The sequence below is a fragment of the Neoaquamicrobium sediminum genome (genome assembly GCF_040970315.1).
GTDB classification, from domain to species: Bacteria; Pseudomonadota; Alphaproteobacteria; order Rhizobiales; family Rhizobiaceae; genus Aerobium; species Aerobium sediminum.
On the sequence record NZ_JAZHFV010000016.1, the window covers coordinates 18990 to 38328 of the forward strand.

General features: G+C 62.8%; 18 protein-coding genes. 8 read left to right on the forward strand and 10 right to left on the reverse strand.

From position 1 onward, the window contains the following. Position 1 precedes the first annotated feature (1 nt). From V1479_RS24985 to V1479_RS24995, 3 genes are all read right to left on the reverse strand, one after another. Positions 2-883 (reverse strand): branched-chain amino acid ABC transporter permease, encoded by an 882-nt coding sequence (locus V1479_RS24985; protein ID WP_368805224.1) that lies wholly within the window; start codon positions 881-883, stop codon positions 2-4. Next, positions 883-1707 (reverse strand): ABC transporter ATP-binding protein, encoded by an 825-nt coding sequence (locus V1479_RS24990; RefSeq protein ID WP_173193039.1) that lies wholly within the window; start codon positions 1705-1707, stop codon positions 883-885. Before V1479_RS24990 ends, V1479_RS24985 begins: the two co-directional genes overlap by 1 nt. A 112-nt stretch (positions 1708-1819) precedes the next feature. Next, positions 1820-2596, reverse strand: coding sequence for a FadR/GntR family transcriptional regulator (locus V1479_RS24995; RefSeq protein WP_368805225.1), 777 nt, complete (start codon positions 2594-2596; stop codon positions 1820-1822). A 141-nt stretch (positions 2597-2737) separates the two neighbouring features. Between V1479_RS24995 and V1479_RS25000 the strand changes: the two genes are divergently transcribed. The 4 genes from V1479_RS25000 (at position 2738) to V1479_RS25015 (ending at position 7126) form a co-directional block, all read left to right on the forward strand. Continuing rightward, a complete protein-coding gene (locus V1479_RS25000; RefSeq protein WP_438620901.1) occupies positions 2738-3868 on the forward strand; it encodes an AI-2E family transporter in 1131 nt (376 codons plus the stop codon). 214 nt (positions 3869-4082) lie between these two features. Then, positions 4083-5063, forward strand: a complete 981-nt coding sequence (locus tag V1479_RS25005; protein ID WP_438620902.1) for a tripartite tricarboxylate transporter substrate binding protein — start codon at positions 4083-4085, stop codon at positions 5061-5063. A gap of 82 nt (positions 5064-5145) precedes the next feature. Next, a complete protein-coding gene (locus V1479_RS25010) occupies positions 5146-5616 on the forward strand; it encodes a tripartite tricarboxylate transporter TctB family protein (RefSeq protein ID WP_368805226.1) in 471 nt (156 codons plus the stop codon). Positions 5617-5629: 13 nt separating this feature from the next. Then, positions 5630-7126 (forward strand): tripartite tricarboxylate transporter permease, encoded by a 1497-nt coding sequence (locus V1479_RS25015; protein WP_368805227.1) that lies wholly within the window; start codon positions 5630-5632, stop codon positions 7124-7126. A 5-nt stretch (positions 7127-7131) separates the two neighbouring features. On the opposite strand, the gene V1479_RS25020 is transcribed toward V1479_RS25015, so the two are convergent. Further along, positions 7132-7611, reverse strand: a complete 480-nt coding sequence (locus V1479_RS25020; RefSeq protein ID WP_368805228.1) for a CPBP family intramembrane glutamic endopeptidase — start codon at positions 7609-7611, stop codon at positions 7132-7134. A gap of 431 nt (positions 7612-8042) precedes the next feature. After that, a complete protein-coding gene (locus V1479_RS25025) occupies positions 8043-9734 on the reverse strand; it encodes a GspE/PulE family protein (protein ID WP_368805229.1) in 1692 nt (563 codons plus the stop codon). A gap of 178 nt (positions 9735-9912) precedes the next feature. On the opposite strand from V1479_RS25025, the gene gspD reads away from it, so the two are divergent. The 3 genes from gspD to V1479_RS25040 all read left to right on the forward strand — a co-directional run bounded on the left by gspD (position 9913) and on the right by V1479_RS25040 (position 13379). Then, positions 9913-12126, forward strand: coding sequence for a type II secretion system secretin GspD (gene gspD / locus V1479_RS25030; protein ID WP_368805230.1), 2214 nt, complete (start codon positions 9913-9915; stop codon positions 12124-12126). Further along, complete coding sequence (locus V1479_RS25035) at positions 12123-12674, forward strand: prepilin peptidase (RefSeq protein WP_368805231.1); 552 nt, start codon at positions 12123-12125, stop codon at positions 12672-12674. Before gspD ends, V1479_RS25035 begins: the two co-directional genes overlap by 4 nt. A gap of 195 nt (positions 12675-12869) precedes the next feature. Beyond that, entirely contained in the window at positions 12870-13379 is a 510-nt protein-coding gene (locus V1479_RS25040) for a hypothetical protein (RefSeq protein WP_368805232.1), read from the forward strand. Between the two features lie 27 nt (positions 13380-13406). On the opposite strand, the gene V1479_RS25045 is transcribed toward V1479_RS25040, so the two are convergent. From V1479_RS25045 to V1479_RS25065, 5 genes are all read right to left on the reverse strand, one after another. After that, the gene (locus V1479_RS25045; protein WP_368805233.1) at positions 13407-14069 is read right to left on the reverse strand and encodes a prepilin-type N-terminal cleavage/methylation domain-containing protein; all 663 of its coding nucleotides are present in this window, start codon (positions 14067-14069) and stop codon (positions 13407-13409) included. Then, positions 14066-14428 (reverse strand): PulJ/GspJ family protein, encoded by a 363-nt coding sequence (locus tag V1479_RS25050; RefSeq protein ID WP_368805234.1) that lies wholly within the window; start codon positions 14426-14428, stop codon positions 14066-14068. The genes V1479_RS25045 and V1479_RS25050 overlap by 4 nt, the downstream gene beginning before the upstream one ends. Continuing rightward, positions 14425-14838, reverse strand: coding sequence for a hypothetical protein (locus V1479_RS25055; protein WP_368805235.1), 414 nt, complete (start codon positions 14836-14838; stop codon positions 14425-14427). The genes V1479_RS25050 and V1479_RS25055 overlap by 4 nt, the downstream gene beginning before the upstream one ends. Before the next feature lie 61 nt (positions 14839-14899). Next, positions 14900-15337 (reverse strand): type II secretion system major pseudopilin GspG, encoded by a 438-nt coding sequence (gspG, locus tag V1479_RS25060; RefSeq protein WP_368805236.1) that lies wholly within the window; start codon positions 15335-15337, stop codon positions 14900-14902. A 9-nt stretch (positions 15338-15346) separates the two neighbouring features. Continuing rightward, complete coding sequence (locus V1479_RS25065; protein WP_368805237.1) at positions 15347-16546, reverse strand: type II secretion system F family protein; 1200 nt, start codon at positions 16544-16546, stop codon at positions 15347-15349. Between the two features lie 430 nt (positions 16547-16976). On the opposite strand from V1479_RS25065, the gene V1479_RS25070 reads away from it, so the two are divergent. Further along, positions 16977-19339, forward strand: a 2363-nt coding sequence (locus V1479_RS25070) for a S8 family peptidase (protein ID WP_368805238.1), incomplete at its 3' end; no start/stop codon positions are given.

Consider the following 19339-nt stretch of genomic DNA (forward strand, 5'->3'; position numbering starts at 1 on the left):
GTCAGAGCCGCTCGATTTCGGTGGTGCCGAAGAGGCCATAAGGGCGGATCATCAACATCAGAATGAGAATGCCGAAGGTGAAGACGAGTTTGTATTCGCCGCCGAGATAGGTTCCGGTCCAGGCCTCGACGAGGCCGATGAACAGCCCTGCGATCAACGCGCCGGCCACGGAATCCAGCCCGCCTACAATGACCACGACCAGCGCCGAGAGGCCGAACGCGCCCATGGTTGGCGCAATGCCGCCGATCTGCCCGAGCAGCATTCCGGCGCCGGCCGCAGTACCGCAGCCGATGATCCATGCGAGCGAGAAGACACCGGGCACATTGATGCCGCAGGAATAGGCGGCCGCCTGATCGGTTGCCGTGGCGCGAAGCGCGACACCGCCGCGCCAGTAGCGGAACAGAACGAGGAAGATGGCGATCACCACCGCGGCGACCACGAAGCTGATTGCGATCTTGCGCGAGACGTACACCTCGCCGAGAAAGATCGGCGCCGATCCCATGAAGTCCGGCAGCGAGCGTGGGTCCGTGCCCCAGATGAACTCGACCAGCCCGACGAGAACCGACCCGAGCCCGACCGTGACCATGAACACGGAGATCGGGCTTTCGCCGAGCATGCGGCGGATGATGCCGCGCTCCACGATGGCGCCGATCAGCCCGCCGCCGGCGATCGCCAGCGGAATGGCGACCCACACCGGCAGGCTCATGCCGGCCGCCAGCGCGAAGAAGAAGTAGCCGCCCATCATCAAGGTTTCGCCGACGGCGAGGTTGATGACGCGGGTTGCCTTGTAGATGAGCACGAATGCCAGCGCGGTCAGCGACAACAGCGCGCCGGAGCCTAGCCCCGCCAGCGACACTTCGATGAAGAACAGGAGATCGCTCATCAGGCCGCTTCCTCCGCAAGCCGCTTCATCAGCGCAGCCGGGTCGCCGCTGCCGAGATAGGCTTCCACCACCTGCGGGTTCTCCTGCACCTCGTGTGGCAGCCCGCTTGCGATCACCTGACCGAAATTCAGCACAACCACATGGTCCGAGATGTCCATGACCATGCCCATGTCGTGTTCGACCATGAGGATCGTCGTGCCCCACTCCTCCTTCACGTCGAGGATGAAGCGCGCCATGTCCTCGGTCTCTTCACGGTTCATGCCCGCCACCGGCTCGTCGAGCAAAAGGATGCGCGGGCGCATGGCGAGCGCTCTCGCCAATTCCACACGCTTCTGCAGCCCGTAGGACAGCGAGGCGACGGGCATGTGCCTGATGTGGTTGATCTCGAGGAAATCGATGATGTCGCGCTCGACCTCGGCGCGAAGTTCCATTTCTTCCCGCGCCGCCGTGCCGAAATAGGCAAGCGCCTGGAAGATGTTCGTCTTCATGTGTGCATGGCGGCCGAGCTTGATGTTGTCGAGCACGGTCATGCCGCGAAACAGCGCGATGTTCTGGAAGGTACGGGCGAAACCCATCCGGGCGCGCTCGGGCGGATGGGTGCGCGACACGTCCTCGCCGTCGAAGCGTATGGCGCCCCGCTGCGGCTTGTAGAAGCCGGAAATGCAGTTGAACATCGACGTCTTGCCGGCGCCGTTCGGCCCGATCAACGCCGTGATCGAGCCCGGCTCGACGCTGAACGACACGTCGTTGATGGCCTTCAGGCCGCCGAAGGATAGCGACAGCCCGGCAACCTCGAGGCTCGCAGGTTTCATCGGCGCGCGCATGGATGCGTCCCGCCGGAAATCAACTCGCCCCCTGTCCGGCCCGTTACGGCAAACCGGCTCATTTCTCCTCCCTTCCCCTTGCTCACGCAGCCTCCCCGCGCATGAAGGGCACCTACAAGAACGAAGCTCCCGGTGAGAGCTTCGGAAATATTCTTTCGACCGGCTCGTCGATGTCGCGACCGGCTCGCTCGAAACCACGCTTCCAGTCGCGCACGTGCCGGAACATCCAGATGCGCGCGCGCTCGACGTCACGCGCCTTGATGGCATCGATGATCTCACGATGCGCGGCAACCATGCGACTGCCGCCCTGGGGCACGCGGCGGCAGATCATCTCCGAAGTCGGAAAGAAAAGCAGTGCGGCCGGCTCGCGCGCCAGTTCGAGAACCCGGTTGCGGGTACTGCGCGCCACAAGCGCGTGAAACTCGGTATCGACATCCGCAAGGCGAATGGGATCGTCCACGACGCTTTCCGCGCGAAGCTGGTTTTCCTCCAGCGCGGCGATGTCGTCTTCCGTGGCGCGCTCGACGGCTGCCTCCACGGCGCCACCCTCCAGGACCTGCGCTGTTTCGTAAAGCTCGCGGAACGTGACCTCGTTGATGATCATCGCCCGGCTCATCCGGCTGGACAGGTTGCGATATCGGGGAACGCAGACGAACAGCTTGCGTCCCGTCTCGCGCCGCACGAAGCCGCTTTGCTCAAGCACGCGGATGCCTTCGCGCACGGTCGAACGGTTGACGCCGAACTGGCGGACAAGGTCGGCTTCGGTGCCGATCTGGTCTCCCGGCTTCAGGCGGCCGGAGGTGATTTCGCGCTCGATGGCGTCGGCCACCATCTCGTAGGCCGAGGGCACCTTTATCCTGTCAAATCTGCCAAGTTCAGTTTCCGACATCGGCCCATTCATGCGAAAATTCGCTTTGTCGGACAATTGGCACTTTTGCGAATTTCGAGTCAATAGCGACGCACCAAAACGGCCTCTAGGAACCCGATACCAATTCGCGCATTGTTGATGCTTCCAGCTGGGGGGATCGCCGTGAGCAAGACCGATAGCGACGAGCGTGAACAGTCGACGACACCCGAGCCGCTTCCTGGCCCGGACAGGACAGTGCGCCGCGATTTCGCACTCACAGGCATTTTCGTTATCCTGGTGATTTACGTGCTCTATTTCGGTCGCGAATTCTTCATGCCAGTCATCCTGGCGTTCCTCTTCGCACTTACGCTGACACCAATCGTCCGCTTCGCCGGGAAGCGCGGCATCCCCGCACCTTTGTCTGCGACTTTGCTGGTAGCGGCATCAGCGTTGGTTCTCACCATCGGAGGCTACCTGCTCAGCGGGCCGATAATGCAGCTCGTTGATGATGCGCCGCAGATCGGACGCGAACTGACCGAGCGCATGAGGGAGCTGCGATCGCCGCTTGACAGGCTGCTCGCCATCTCGCGGCAGATCGACGAAGCGGCGGACACGACAAATGACCAGGGCGTACTGAAAGTAGCTGTACAGCAGCCCGGCATCCTGTCGCAGGCGGCGGGCAACATGCTGAGCGCGGGCACAACGATCGCGATCGTGTTTGTACTGTCCCTCTTTCTGCTGGCTTCCGGCACGCTTTTCTACGAGAAAATCGTACAGTCCTTCACCACGATGACAGAGAAAAAGCGTGCGCTGCGCGTCGTCTACGATGTGGAGCGAGAAGTCTCGCGCTATCTGCTCACGGTCGCCATCATCAATGGCGGGCTCGGCGTCGTAGTGTGCGTCGGCCTCTGGGCTTTGGGCATGCCAACACCCCTGCTATGGGGCGCGATGGCGGCATTGCTCAACTTTCTGCCCTATGTCGGCGCCCTGATGACCATCCTGGTCGTCGCAGTCATCTCGATCGTCACTTTCGATAGCCTGAGCTATGCGTTGATGGCACCGTCATTCGTCATTCTGTGCAATATCATCGAAAGCCAGATCGTCACGCCGCTGGTTGTCGGGCGGCGTCTTGAGCTCAACGCCGTAGCCATTCTCATCGCGGTTGCCTTCTGGTCATGGCTATGGGGATTTGTCGGCGCGTTGATCGCAGTTCCCCTGTTGGTTGTCATCAAGGTGTTCTGCGATCATTTCGAAGGCCTGCAGCAAATCGGCAACTTCCTGTCTGCACAACAGGTGCTCAACCAGGACGACTGACCGAACCGCAAACCAGCTCGACGCCGGGCATCTGTGCGCATGTCTCGGCTCCGACACACAGAGCCGTTCGCAGCCGCGCACCGGCCGAGGCTGCAGTGCTGCGCACTTCTGGCCCATACCCTCCCGTCTGTCTGTTTCAACCCGGCGGTTGCGCCCCCGTTCCGTATCGTCAATTCTGGACGGCGCTATCGAGGAGAATTTCGGGAGGAATGAAATGCTCAGAAGATCGGTTCTTGGACTAGCAGTAGCCGGCGCGATCGCCACCCTGCTGCCGTTTGCGACACCTGCCATGGCAGAATACCCAGAGCGTCCGCTGACGATCATCGTGCCCTGGGGCGCGGGTGGCGGCACCGATGCCACGGCCCGTATCATCGGTTCCATGCTGGAGAAGGAACTGGGCCAGCCGGTGAACGTCGTCAATCGGACCGGTGGCTCTGGTGTCGTCGGCCATTCGGCAATCGCCGAGGCCGATCCGGACGGTTACACGCTGGGCATTGCAACCGTCGAGATCGGCATGATGCACTGGCAGGGTCTCACCGAACTGACCTGGGAAGACTACACCCCGCTTGCGTTGATGAACGAGGACGCCGCGGGCGTACAGGTCGCCGCGGATTCCGGATATGACACGCTGGAAGCGCTTCTTGCAGCCATCGAAGCAGGCGAACCGGCGACGTTCCGGGCCTCCGGAACAGGCCAAGGCGGCATCTGGCACCTGGCAATCGCCGGCATGTTGAACGATCGCGGCATCGACCCCGCCAAGGTTCCGTGGGTGCCGAGCGAAGGTGCTGCTCCAGGCCTACAGGAACTTGTCGCCGGCGGCGTCAACATCGTACCGTGTTCGCTGGTGGAAGCCCGCGCGCTGATCGACGCGGGGCGCGTCAAGTCGCTCGCAATCATGTCCGCCAACCGGGCGGAACTCTTCCCCGACGTGCCCACGCTCAAGGAAGCGGTAGGCTCGGACTGGCAGATCGGCGCCTGGCGCGGCATCGTCGGCCCGGCCGGGCTGCCGGAGGACGTCGCAACGAAGCTGACCGCCGCTCTCGAGACCGTCTACAACAGCGACGACTACCGCAACTTCATGAAGGCGCAGGGATATGGCGTGCGCTGGGCGCCGGGCCAGGAATTCGCCGATTTCATGAGCCAGAGCAACCAGGCGCTCGGTGACACGATGAAGGCCGTCGGCCTCGTCCAGTAGCAACCGGACGGCATGGATGGGATGAAGGGCGCAGCAGCGCCTTTCATCCATCCTGCCGCGCTGTATGCCGCGCGAGGTTTCGATGCGCTTCAGTGACACCATGTTGGGTGCCATGCTGCTGGTCTTCGGGCTGGCGGTCGGCATCTATTCGCAGACCTTTCCGGCAATACCCGGCCAGCGCTACGGGGCAGCCGCATTCCCGACAGCCATCGCCATCGGCTTCGTCGGCTGCGGGCTGCTGCTGCTTGTGCGTGGGTTTCGCGCCGCGCCGTTTCCGCTGATAACGCGCACCGAGTGGACCCGGAAGCCGGGCGCGATGCCGGCGATCCTGGTCACGATACTCTGCGTCGTCGCCTACATTTTCTTCGCGCGCCATCTCGGCTTCATCCCGATCTCGATAATGATCCTGATCGTCCTTTTCAGGATGCTGCGCGTCCCGTGGTGGCAGACGCTTATGTTCGCGTTCGCCGCCGCCTTTGTGTGCGATTTCGTTTTCAGATCGATCCTTCTCGTGCCGTTGCCGCAGGGGTTCATGCCCCGCCTGCCCTGGTAGGACGGAGCCCCGTATGAACGCGATCCTTGCCGCATTCGAACTGGTTTTCACCGTCGATGTACTTCTCACGCTGATTTCGGCGGCACTTTTCGGTCTGCTTGTGGGCGCGGTTCCGGGATTGACCGCGACCATGGCCACAGCGCTTCTGGTGCCGCTCACCTTCTTCATGGACCCCATCCCCGCTGTAGGCGCGATGGTCACCTGCGCGGCGATGGCGATCTTCGCGGGCGATATTCCAGGTGCCTTGCTGCGCATACCCGGAACACCGGCCTCCGCGGCCTATGTGGACGAAGCCTACGCGATGACGCGCAAGGGAGAGGCGGAAAAGGTCCTGGGCGCCTGCGTCGTCTTCTCGGCCATCGGAGGGTTGTTCGGCACGGTCGTGCTGATCTTCGCCGCGCCGGCGCTTGCCGAGATCGCGCTGAAATTCTCCTCGCCCGAATATTTCTGGATGGCGCTGCTGGGACTGACCTGCGCCGCCTTCATCGGTGCTTCTTCACCGATCCGCGGCATGGTGAGCCTGCTGATAGGCCTCCTCATCTCGACCGTGGGACTGAACAACCCGGCCGGCGTGCCGCGCTTCACCTTCGGCTCGACCGACATGCTCGCCGGCATCGACTTCATTCCCGCGATGATCGGCCTCTTTGCGGTTTCGGAAGTGTTGCGCACCATCGCCGCCGGCGCGCCCCCCTGGGACTCGATGCAGACCAAGGTCGGTAACATTTTCCGCGACTGGGGCGCAATGATCAGGACGTATTGGCGCCAACAGGTGCGCGGCAACGTGCTCGGTACAGCGATCGGCGTGCTGCCCGGCGCAGGGGCGGACGTGGCGGCCTATGTCAGCTACGCCATCAGTCGCCGTCTGTCGCGCAATCCGGAGAAATTCGGCACCGGCCATGTCGAGGGCGTGATCGAAAGCACCTCGGCCAACAATTCGTCACTGGCCAGCGCCTGGATACCAGCGCTGGTCTTCGGCATCCCCGGCGACACCATCACCGCCATCGTCATCGGTGTGCTTTATGTGAAGGGCATCAATCCCGGCCCCACACTGTTCCTTTTCAACCCGCAGACCATCTACGCGGTCTTCCTGATCTTCATTCTGGCCAACCTGTTGATGGTGCCGCTTGGCTGGCTCGTCATCAAGCTCGCCAGACACCTGCTGCGCACGCCGAGACGCGTGTTGATGCCGATGATCCTGATCTTCTGTATCGTCGGCGCATTCGCCTCCAACAACGCCGCCTACGGCATCGTGCTGATGCTGGGTTTCGGCGTGCTCGGCTTCTTCATGGAGGAAAACGAGATCCCGATCGCCCCGTGTATCCTGGGCATCGTCATCGGGCCGATCCTCGAACGCAACTTCATCACGACCATGATCAAGTCCGACGGAGCGGTTACCGCCTTCTTCGAACGGCCGATCGCTGCGGCGCTCGGCGCGGTCGTGGTGATTATCTGGTTATCGCTAATCCTAGGGGCCTGGCGGCGCCGCAGCGCAGATGATCAAACCTCCTGACCGGATCAGGCCGTACCGGCATCCGGACTGATCGCCAATGCCATGACAGTGAAAATGAGCCAGTCATTGATTATGTGCGCGCCGGTCGACACCCAGATGTTTTTGGTCACTATGTAGCCGACCAGCAGCACGATGCGGGCCGTCCCTATGACAAGAAAACACTGGACGAAATTCCAGCCATAGGTCGGCAGATGCAGGGCGCCGAAGATCAGGGCTGCCCCCAGCCACGCAACCACGATGGCGCTTTTCCTCGTCATCGCAAGCTTTGAATGACAGAACCATAGAATCGCCAGGAACGGCAGGACGGAAACGACCTCTTCACCGAAGAGCTGGGGGATCGTCCTCGCATAGAACAAGACAAGTCCGCCAGCCGACGAGTCGCCGATGATGCCGCCAACGGGATTGGCATTCATCTCAAAAATCGAACGAATGGCCAGCACGACGGCGACGGAAACGATGAGGTTGGCGACCGCGATACCGACCATCCACAAAAGGTCGTACATGACCGGCTTGCGGAAGAGTGACGTCCACGCAGCGCCAGCGACCATAGCCAGCGTCGCCAAAGGTATCCCGAAGAAAAGCAGAACCGGTAGCAGGCCGCCAGCCACGGTTCTCAGATTTCCGATCGGTGCTATCAACACGCCGAAGCCGGCAGCCGTACCGATAAGCAGAAGGAGCCATTGAACTCCGGATAGGGAAACGGGGCGTCCGTTGTAAAACGGAAAGTCTCCGGCGGACTCGCGTTCGATCGCGAATAGATCCGGCGGCGCAGGCGCTGCGTTACCGGGCTGTTGATGATGCGCCATAATTCCGTCCTCCATGCCGGGGCCAACGCCTCAAGAGCATCAGGTCGCCATTGACGCGAAAGTCCTGAGGCAAATGCGGCCGGCAGCACCTGCCCACGTCATTAGCGGCATCAACGAAGCGCGGTCACGCGCACCACTTCGGACGGAGACGTCAGCCCATCGAGAGCCTTGCCCACCGCGTCGTCGGCCATCGTCGTCATGCCGCCCCTCAGCGCAGCTGCCTCGATCCTGGCATTGTCGCCGCCCTCGGACGTCAGATGCACGACCTCCTCGCCCAGCGTCAGGATTTCGAACACGGCGATACGGCCACGATAGCCTGCATCGGCGCAACGGGCACACCCGACGGCCTCGAACACCTGATCGCCAGCCCGGAAACCAACGGCCGAATAGCGCGGATCGCCTGCAAGCAGGTCAGGGGCGATGGTAGACGGTCGCTTGCAATGTTCGCACAGCCTCCGAACCAGCCGCTGGGCGACCACGCCGCGAACCGCACCGACAAGCAGGTAGTTCTCGATACCGAGATCGCGCAGACGCGTAAATGCTGCGGCCGCCGTATTGGCGTGGACCGTGGTCAATACGAGGTGGCCGGTGAGACCGGCCTGAACCGCCGCCCGCGCCGTTTCCGGGTCGCGCACTTCGCCGACGAGTATGATGTCAGGGTCCTGACGCACGAAAGCGCGGATCGCCGACGAGAATGTGAGGTCGATGGCCGGCTGCACCTGCGACTGGACGATGCCGGGTATCTGGTACTCGACCGGATCCTCGATGGTGACGATCTTGCGGCCGGGATCGTTCAGGCGAGACAGGGCGGCAGCCAGCGTGGTCGTCTTGCCGCTGCCGGTAGGACCTGCGACGACGATCATGCCATGCGTATGCTCCAGAAGCCTGTGCAGCGTTTCCATGTCACGACCGCGCAGGCCAATGCTGCCGAGATCGACCAGCGCACCGTCGCGCTGCAGGATACGCATTACCAGCGTCTCGCCGTGGATCGACGGAAGCGTTGCGACACGCATCTCGATATCGCGATCGCGCACCTTGAGGCGCATGCCACCATCTTGCGGCCGGCGACGTTCTGCAATGTCGAGCCCCGCGAGCACTTTGACACGCGAGACGATCGGCTCACCCATATCGGCAGCCGGAGGCGTCATGACCCGCAACACGCCGTCGATGCGGAAACGCAGAACGAGCCGCCCGCGCATCGGCTCGAGATGAATGTCGGTCGCCCGCAGGTCGACCGCCCGCCGGAAAATGTCGTCGACGGCCATGACCACCGGCGCGCCGCTCGCCATGTCCCGCAGGTCGGCAATCGCCTCTTCCGACGATAGTGACGCTTCAGCGACTCCCTCCGGAGCCTGCGCGTCCGCGAGCCGCTCCAGACGCGCTTCCATGTCGGGTGCGGAGACAACGCAGAGCTCGGCATGCTCGTCAAGCACGGCGAAAAGAGCATCGAGCGGCTCATGATCGCCCGGATGAAGCGCACCCACGAGGCGCGTGCCGTCCGCACCGCGCAGCGGAAGAAGCCAGTTGTCGACTAGAAACCTTTGCGAAAGGTCCGACGCCGCAATCTCCATGTCTTCCAGAGCGGCCCCATCCAGCAGCCGCACCCCATAGCAGCTGGCAAGGAAGGCCGCCAATGCATCGGCGTCGACGAGCTGAGCGTCAACCAGGCGGTGCAGATCGGAGGCGCGGGTTACGCCACCGGCACCGACCACACGCTCCATCGCGCCGAGCCCGGCGAGACCGGCATCCGCAATCGCCTCGAGCATTGCCCGACCCTGGAGCGCCGGATCGTGGATATTCATGCCTTTTCCTTGCTGGCTCGCCGTCACTGTCCGTCAGATGCTGTCTCATCTGCAACAGGGTCACGCATTCCTGTTAAGGAGAAATGGGAAAACAGGTAGAACCGGTTGTCAAGCTGAACTGCGCTGCGATAGAAGTCTTTATAATAAGTAAATGTCGCGTACTTGTCGGGGTATTTTAGTGAAAGTCGGGAGCGGGGACATCGTCGCGGCGAAACGCGCGCGTTTCGCGACAGTGCTGGGCGCCGCTGCCCTTTTGCTGTCAGCCTGCGTTTCCGGCAAGAATATCGAAGAAGCCATGCGGCCCGACCCGCTTGAGCGGGCAACCAATGCCGACCTGACGGCAAGAAATCCATCGGGTGGCGGCTTTCTCTCGTCTTTCGGTTTCGGCCGAGGCAATAGCTCCCAGGCGCAGCTCTATGGCGGCACGGACCGCACGTCGGTCGTGGCGCAGGCAAGCGAGTTGTCTCGTGTCGTCACCAGCGGGGAAACCTTCGAGGTCAATCTCGACGGCGCCGAAGTTGCGGTGGCCACGCGCACGATCCTCGGTGAGATCCTGCGCATCAGCTACGTGATCGACCCGCGCGTCACCGGACAGGTTTCGATCGTGACGGCAAGACCCGTACCGGCAGCCGAGATCCTCTCCATGTTCGAGGCTTCGCTGCGCAGCAACGACATCGCACTGGTCCGCGAAGGCAACCGGTTCAGGCTCATGGTGGCCGCGGAGGCCATGGGCGTGGCCCAGCTTGACCAGAGCGTCACCATCCAGCCCGGCTACGGCGCTACCGTTCTCCCGCTGCGCCATGTTTCTGCCGATACGATCCTTCCGCTGCTCGAAAACTTCGTGACGCGCCAGGGCATGGTGCGCGCCGATGCCGGGGGCAATTCGCTGATATTCCAGGGCACCGCGGAGGAGCGTCGCGCGGCGATCGCCGCGGCGCGCTCATTCGACCAGGACTGGCTCGCCGACCAATCGGTCGGCCTGTTCCCGATCGAGAATTCGACTCCTGCCGCGATGATCCCCGAGCTTGAGCGTGTTCTGGGCCTGAACGAGGGCGGCCGGGGCCGCAACACGGTTAGCCTGCAGCCGATCGAGCGCACAAACACGATCATGGTCGTCGCGCGCACGAACCAGTTGCTGCATCGCGCCGCGAGCTGGATCAAACGTCTTGATACGACGAATGTCGCCGGCTCCAACCTGCGTGTCTACCGGGTGCAGCACGCCGATGCCCGTCGGCTGGCCTCCATGGTCAACGCCCTCTTCACGGGTGGCGCCTCCGCGCAGGACGACCCGTCGCGTCAGTTCCCGCCGGGCTCCAGGCCGACGCTGCAGCAGGGCACCGATGAGCCGATGGCCATGGCATCGGCGATGACCGGGGAGCAGAATAATGGCGAAGCCTTCGCAGCCGAACAGCCGCAATTCTCGGCGCCCGTTGGCGGCGGCCAAGCCTTGCTGGAGAACGTGCGCATAACGGCTAATCCGGAAAACAACTCGATTCTGATCTACGCGCGCCCGGACCAGCAACGTGTCATCGAGCAGGCAATCATTGCTCTCGACCGGCCGTCGGCGCAGGTGGCAATCGAGGCCACCATCGCGGAAGTAACGCTCACGAACGATCTGCGCTACGGCGTTCAGTTCTTCCTCAAATCGCAGGACTTGGGGCTCGGAGACGATGACGGCTCGATAGGACTTTTCCGCGATGTTGGCGCAGCCGCGATTGACCGCGTGCTGCCCGGCTTCAACCTTCTGCTGGGGCCTGAAAGCGATCCCCGTTTGATCATCGACGCCCTGCGCGGCGTGACGGAAGTCAAGGTGCTGTCGTCACCATCCGTGGTGGTACTCGACAATCGAACCGCCAGCCTGCTGGTCGGCGACGAGGTGCCCGTCGTGACGCGCACGGCACAGACGATCGACGATCCCGATGCCCCGATCGTCAACAACGTGGAGTTCCGCAACACAGGCGTCATTCTGAACGTCCTGCCGCGCATCACGGCCAACGGCACCATCAACCTGCTCATCGAGCAGGAGATCAGCTCGGTTGCGCGCGGTTCGCCGGCGCTGACGCCGACGATCTCGCAACGTAAGGTCAACTCGACTGTTTCTGTCGCCAGCGGCCAGACGGTCCTGCTGGGCGGCCTCATCAGCGAAAACCAGACCAAGGGCCGCGACGGCATCCCGATCCTCGGCGACGCCCCCATCATCGGCGATCTTTTCCGCACGAACACCAACCGGGCGACCAGAACCGAACTGATCGTGCTGATCCGCCCACAGATCATCCGCGACAGCCTCGATGCGCAGAACGTGGCGGAGCAGATGCGCTCTCAACTGCGTGTCATGGGAACGCCGAGCCGCAACGTGCCGCTGCAGCGCCCGGCACGCACGCTGATCGAATGACCCTGCCGCGGGTGACGTGGCAGGCCATCGCGATCATGGCCTGTCTCCTCGCCGCCGCCACCCTTCCGCCGATGCTCGATAAACCGTCTCTGCAGCAAGCGGCCTGGCTATTGCTCTGTGTTCTCGCCGCAGCAATCGCGGTCGAAGATCTCGCGCGCATGCTGATTCCCGATGGCTACACGGCTGCGATAGCTGTCGTTGGGGCGGCACTCGCCTTTACCACGCACGGCTGGGCAGGCCTTGGCGTGGCGGCGATCGAGGCGGCAATTCTTGCCGCCGGTCTAATGCTGATGTCGCTGTTTTATGAACGGCTGAGAGGCCGGTCCGGGCTCGGCTTCGGAGACGTCAAACTTCTGTCGGCATGCGCGCTGTTGATCGGGGTATGGGGTGTGGGCATGCAGATTCTGTTCGCATCCGTCGCCGCGCTCGTGTTCACGGCGCTCCGCGCCGCTCGCCGCCGGCGCCCTTTGAAGGCAGTCACTCGCATTCCCTTCGCGACCTTTCTCGCGCCTGCCCTTGTCCTCGTATGGGCCTGGGCCGTTCGGTAACTGCCAGTCACCAGTCCCACGCAAGGCCGAGGCGATAGAGTCCAGTCTGCGTGTTTTCGCTCCTCGGGCGAAGTGGGGTGCGCGCGCGACGGATGAACCTCTGAAGGTGAGGCGGGCAGGATGACAACGATCCCGGGAAATCTGCAAAGTGGCGCGCATTGGCGCGATTTGCAGAAGCATGGCGCTTCCAAGGGCTTGGAAGACGGCACCGCATTCTTCAACCCTCCCCTGCCCAAACCCGACGGGCTGCCCTTCAAGCCAGGTCCTGTTGCCGACGGCTTGCCTGCGATGCCCTCCCCCGTTGTCGAGGGGTTGCCTTTCATGCCGGCACCGGTCGTGGATGGGTTACCTTTTATGCCGCCCCCGAACATTGACGGCCTCCCCTTTGTGCCCGCGCCGGGCGTCGACGGCCTGCCTATGATGCCGCAGCCCACAATTGATGGTCTGCCCTTCATGCCCCAGCCCAGAGCCGACGGCTTGCCCTTCGTGCCTGAACCGGGAATTGACGGCCTGCCGATGATGCCCGGATCCGACCCTGTGATCGACGGCCTGCCGGTCATGCCCTACGATCCGCCGAAGGAAACGGACAAGGCAGCGCCCGGCGACAAGGATCCGCTTGATGTGGCCAAGAAGCGGCTGGCGGAGGACTTTGCGACCCGGATGCTGGAGAAGAAGAACCTGACGGATAGCGCGCTGGGCGAGTGAGCGTCCGACACCCTCCTGCGGCGGCTCTCAGCCGCTTCCGCCCATAAGCCGCAGGCATTCCTGGATCAGTTCCTGCGTGGCGCATGAGGCAGGCATCTCCGCCCGGGGGCGGGCGTAGGCGACCTGCTGCCATGGCCGGGGGCTTGATCCCGATATCTCGATCCGCACAAGTGTCGGCAACCTACGCTGATCGGTCCACTCGTCGACGAAGGCGCCGTCAACTCCGCGGTAGGAGAGCGAAAGCCGCACATCTCCGCGCATAAGCGGCAGGTCTTCGCCGTTGCTACCTAGGTCTGACCCGTAGTCGCGGCGCATCCGCATGATGGCAGCCTCGCCGTCAACCGAGCCATATCCGTAGGTGACCCGGTCAAGCCCTGCCCTGCGCTCGAAGCCAAGCGCCGGCCGCACGAAACTCAAAGATTGCGCATTGCCTTCGAAAGTACCGGCAACCGTACCGGCGTCAAAAATCAAAGTCGGCTGTGCCGCCTCGATTTCCTCCACCATGCGATCGAGCACGATCGCTGCCACGTCTTGATTGGCGCTGAGGAGCGTGATGCGATGCCACTGACCGGCCCAGCTACCCGTATACATCGCGATGCCCGCGAAAAGGATCGAGGCCAGCAAGAGCGCCAGCAACGCCTCGATCAAGGTGAAGCCACACATCGCCCTGCTGCGGCCGGCAAGGCTCAAAGCGGAGCGCTCCGAACTGTTTCGAGGATCTGCGCCGACGAGACCGATGGCTGACTCACGCTCAGCGTGTAGAGCTGCCAGCCGGCGCGTCGCAGATCCGACGTGTTCTCATCTATGCGTGGACGTACCTCGACCCGGAAATCGCCCAGCGTGAAGTCTCCTGCCCGCAGCGGGTTGACCGCCATGGCCGCTGCGGCGGCAAGTTGCAGATTGGCGCGCCTTTCTACCGAACGCTGAAGTCCCCCGAAGGAGCCGGATATTCCCGATATGATCGAGGCTACCGGGACGATGAGGACCAGCGCGATGACGAAGGCCGCCATCACCTCGATCAACGTAAAGCCGCGCCGCGTCCTTTTCATTGCGACGCCAGTTCGACGCGGCCGGTCAGCCAGTCGACGCGCAGCCGCGTCTCATATCCCGCTCCCGCCAGGGTAAGCACGCCACCGCAGGAACGCCCGTCCGGCAGGAAGCGCAAAGCACGGCGTCCGGCATCGACCGGGCACTGATTGGACGTTGACCAGACAAGACGGATCCCTTCATGAACCTCCAATGGCTCGCCTGCCCCCTCGATCAGGCCCTCCATCGCATCAACCACCACATCGGTTGATGCGCGGCCACGGATGGCGTCGGTTCTTGCCTGCCGGAAAATGGCTGCTGCCCGCACGGCATCGGCCTTCACGTCGTTTTGCGAAAGCGAATTGCTTGGCACAGGCATGAGAACATAAGCCGCAAGGGCTATGACAGCGAGGGTCAGCACCAGATCCAGCAAGACCACGCCCCGCCGCGAATCGCGGTTGCAGCGAAAGCCGGAGCGGCGGCCGGCAGTTTGGCTACTGCGTTGCACCGACCCCGTCCGGCCCCATGGTCACGATGGTGTAGGACCCGCCGTCGGCTGAATATCGGTACTCCTGGCCCCACGGATCCAGAGGAACCGCGCCGCCGCGCAGATACGGACCGCTCCAGGACCGAGCCCCCGAAGGCGCCTCGACCAGGGCCCGCAGGCCTTCCGACTGCGTCGGGTAGCGGCCGACATCGATGAAAAAGATGTCCAGCGCACTTGAGAATGCTCTGATCTGCAACTCGGCCGCACGTTCGCGCGACTCGGTCAATTGCCCAATCAGGCGCGGGCCAACCAGCGCCGAGATAAGCCCGATGATGGCGAGCACCACCAGCATCTCGACCAGAGTAAAGCCGGCACGGCGGCGACGCGACCTGTTGCGCGGCTTCGCCTTGGCTGCATCGGACAGCGCCACAGCTAGATCACCCATGCTCCCACCCTATCGCACCAGTTCGTTGAACGACATCAGCGCGGACATGATTGACACGATCATGCCGCCGATCAAGACGCTTATGATGATCACAGCGGCAGGACCGATGAAGCCAACCAGCCTCGAAAGCTGGCGCTCCAGCGTTGCTTCATAAAAATCCGCGGCGCGATAGGCAAGCCCGCTGAGGTCACCACTTTCCTCGCCGATCCTTAACATCCGCACGGCCAAGCCCGGCAGCGCCATGATCTCCAGCGCCTCGCCGATCCGGCGTCCCTGTCGCACGGCATCGGAGGCGCGTTCCGCCCGCCTATCTGGGTCCGCAGGGTCAATGGCGTCACCGATCAGCTTGATCGCAGCCGGCACGCCGACCCCGGCTTCGACCATGATGCCCATCAGGCGCGAAAAGCGCGCAGTTCTATAGCTCATTGCGATGTCCGACAGAAAAGGCAGGCGTGAAACGAATTTGCGCAGACGCGCGCGAAATGCAGGGCGCCGTCCTGCAAGCAATCCCACGAGAAGCAGCAGCGCCGCGCCAGCCAGAATGAGGTCGCGGTTGTCGCGGATGCCACGCGACACGGCAAACATGAACTCGACAAAGCCGTTCGCCTGGCCGGTCTGTGCCAACACCGGCTCGAACTGCGGCACAACACCGATGAGGAAGAAGGTCATTACCGCCATGACGCCGACAAGCAGGAAAGCGGGATAGCGAAGTGCTTCGGCGACTTTGGCGGCAAGCCCCTCGAAGCGCTGGCGTTCTTCTGCGACGCGGGCGAGCAGCATCGGCAGTCGTCCCGCACGTTCGGCAATCCGTACCATCGCGATCTGAAAAGGCGGAAACAGGCGCGGCCAGTCCTCCAGAGCCTGCGAGAACGATCGCCCGTTCGCAAGTTCACCACGAAGCCGCGAAACGACCGGCCGCAATCGACCATTGTCGAACTCGCGTTCCATGATGGACAGCGCCTCGTCAACGCGAATTCCCGCATTGATCATGATCGACAGATCTGAAAGGAAGCGCGTCACCTGCGGGGCAGAAACGCTCAGCCGTTGCGCACCGCTACTCGCTGACCCCGATTTACGTTCATCCACGCTGACGGGTATGAGCCCGCGCCGGTCGAGAATGCGCAGAACTGATTCGGCATCCGCCGCTTCCAGTTCGCCCGTTTCCAGTCGCCCGTCCTGCGTAACCGCTTTGTAGGCGTAGCCCGCCATGAGTGCCTTTTTACTCCACTAGCGCCGTGAAGCTGCGCCCGACCATATCGATGATCCCGCCCTGTTGGGGGATGTCCCGATTTCTAGATCAGAGGCATGCTTCCTACAATGTCCCTGCGGCAGCCACAGCCTCTCACGACGCCTCGCCGGGGAAGGCATTCGTGGATTTTCGGCGAGGCAAACTCCGGAAGTCTTCAGCCAGCAAATTTTCTTGTTCTGCTCTCGGACTGATTGCAACTAGTACATTTTATACATGCTTACGCCCTAAGTGTTCAATTGACTTTCCGCTTCGTAATCTCGATAGTCACGAAGGGTGGATTCTAGTCACCTTGTTGGGTTCACGCGTGAGAAAGGCGTCGCCGCTGAGGGTGGGTGGCGCCTGATTTTGCGCATTTTTTTTAAAATCTCCAGAAATTCGAAGGAGGCTTGAATGGTGGGGAAGACAGTTGCCTTGAGAAAGCAGCTGCTGGGGGCGATTGCGTCCGGCCTGTTTCTCGCTGGTGGCATGATGGCGACGCCATCGATCGCTGCCGACGCCGCGCCCGCTGCCGTTGCGCAGAAGGTTGAGGGACATAACGAGCTTTGGTCCAAGCTCACAGCCGAGCCGGGCGCGAAGCTGCCCGTGATCGTGCAGTTCAGCATGCCTGCACTGCCTGACGCTGCGGCTTTCGCAAGCGCCAAGGCAGCAGACGATGCCCAGACCAAGGCGATCCATGCCGCGCAGGACAAGATCCTGGGCGCCGTCCTGCCGTCCGGCACGCTGTCCTCGGCCCAGTCGGCCGAGGAGCGGAACCTGAAGCGGATGGATTTCTCGCCGATGTTCGGCATCCTCGCCGATGCGGACGATCTCGCGAAACTGGCCGCCAACCCGAACGTAACCGTGATTCAGGAGGACGTCCCTGTGCCTCCTTCGCTCACCCAGTCGTTGCCGCTGATCCAGATGCCCGCAATGTATTCGGCCGGCGCGACGGGCAACGGATATTATGTTGCGGTTCTCGACACTGGCGGGCGTAGCAGTCACCAGTTCCTGTCCAGCCGTATCGTTTCGGAAGCCTGCTACAACACGATAAATTCGACATATGGATCGACGAGCCGTTGTCCCGGTGGCGCTCAGGCGTCCACCGCTCCCGGATCGGGTGCCGATTGCACGGCCAGCAACATCTATGGCTGCGGCCACGGCACACACGTCGCCGGCACCGCTGCGGGCTTTAACACCGCGCCGCAGTCGGGCCAGCCGTCCAATGGCGTTGCGCGCGACGCCCGCATCATCTCTATCAACATCTTCGCGCAGTTCCCCGCAAGCCAGTGCGGCGGGCTGCCGGCAGGCTACAATAGCTGCGTGTTGACCTTTACCAGCGATCAGATTAGCGGCCTGGAGCGTGTGTATGCGCTGCGCAACACGTACAACATCGCTGCAATCAACATGAGCCTCGGCGGCGGGCAGCATTTCAGCAATTGCGACAGTGACTCGCGCAAGCCGATCATCGACCAGCTCAAGGCGGCGCGCATCGCAACCGTCATCGCCGCCGGCAACGAATACTACACCAATTCGGTCGGCGCGCCTGGCTGTATCTCGAGCGCCGTGACCGTTGGTTCGGCGACGAAGAGCGATGTCAAGTCCGACTTCTCCAACTGGGGAACGCTGATCGACGTCGTGGCGCCCGGCTCAAGCATTGTTGCTTCCTACATTAACGGCAGCAGCAACTCGCAGTTCTCGTCGCTCTCTGGCACGTCGATGGCTTCTCCGCATGTGGCGGGTGCTTTCGCGGCCATTCGTACCGCGCATCCCAATGCAACCGTCGATCAGATCGAGAATGCCCTGAAATCCACGGGCACGGGCATTTCGGCGCACGGCGTCACCAAGCCGCGCATCAACGTCAACAGCGCCCGGCTCGCGCTCGGTGGAACCACGCCTCCACCGCCGACCGGTCCGGCCAACAACAATTTCGCCAATCGCATCGCCGTGGCCGTACCTGCCGCCGGGTCGACCCGCACGGTAACGGGCTCGAATGTCGGCGCCACGGCGGAGACCGGCGAGCCGTTCCATGCCGGAAGAACGGGCGCGCGGACCAGTGTCTGGTGGCGTTATACGCCCACAGCCTCGGGTTCGATCACCATCACGACGGCCGGCAGCAGCTTCGACACCGTTCTCGCAGTCTATACGGGCTCTTCGGTCGGCGCCTTGAGTTCAGTGGCTTCGAACGATGACGTGGCCAGCGGGAACCTTCAATCCAGCGTGACGTTCAACGGCACAGCCGGCACTCAGTACCAGATAGCGGTTGCGGGTTATAACAACGCTACCGGCAACGTCCGTCTCAACGTCACGGGTGGCGCTGCGTCTACGGATCGTCCTCCGCACGATGATTTCGAGGTGCGCCGGAACGTTTATCCGCCATCACGCGTCGGCTCCAGGCGGACGGTTACGTCGACCAACCACTATGCGACGGCCCAGCGTTTCGAACCGATCCATGCCGGTTGGGCGAACGCCCGCAACAGCGTGTGGTATCGCTTCACCCCGCAGAGCACAGGCCGCGTGGTCATCGACACCAGGGGCAGTGATTTTGACACTATCCTCGCAGTCTATGTCCGTGGCTCCCTGCGTCACCTTTCGGAGATCGCCTCCAACAAGGACTATCGGGGCTTCGGCCGCCAGTCGCGGGTTCACTTCCGTGCGATCGCCGGCCGCCAGTACCAGATCGCGATCGCCGGCTACGGCAACCGCAGCGGCAACATCCGCCTGAACATCGTGGGCGGCGAGCCGGGTCGCGGCACCTATGCGGTCGGCGCAAACTC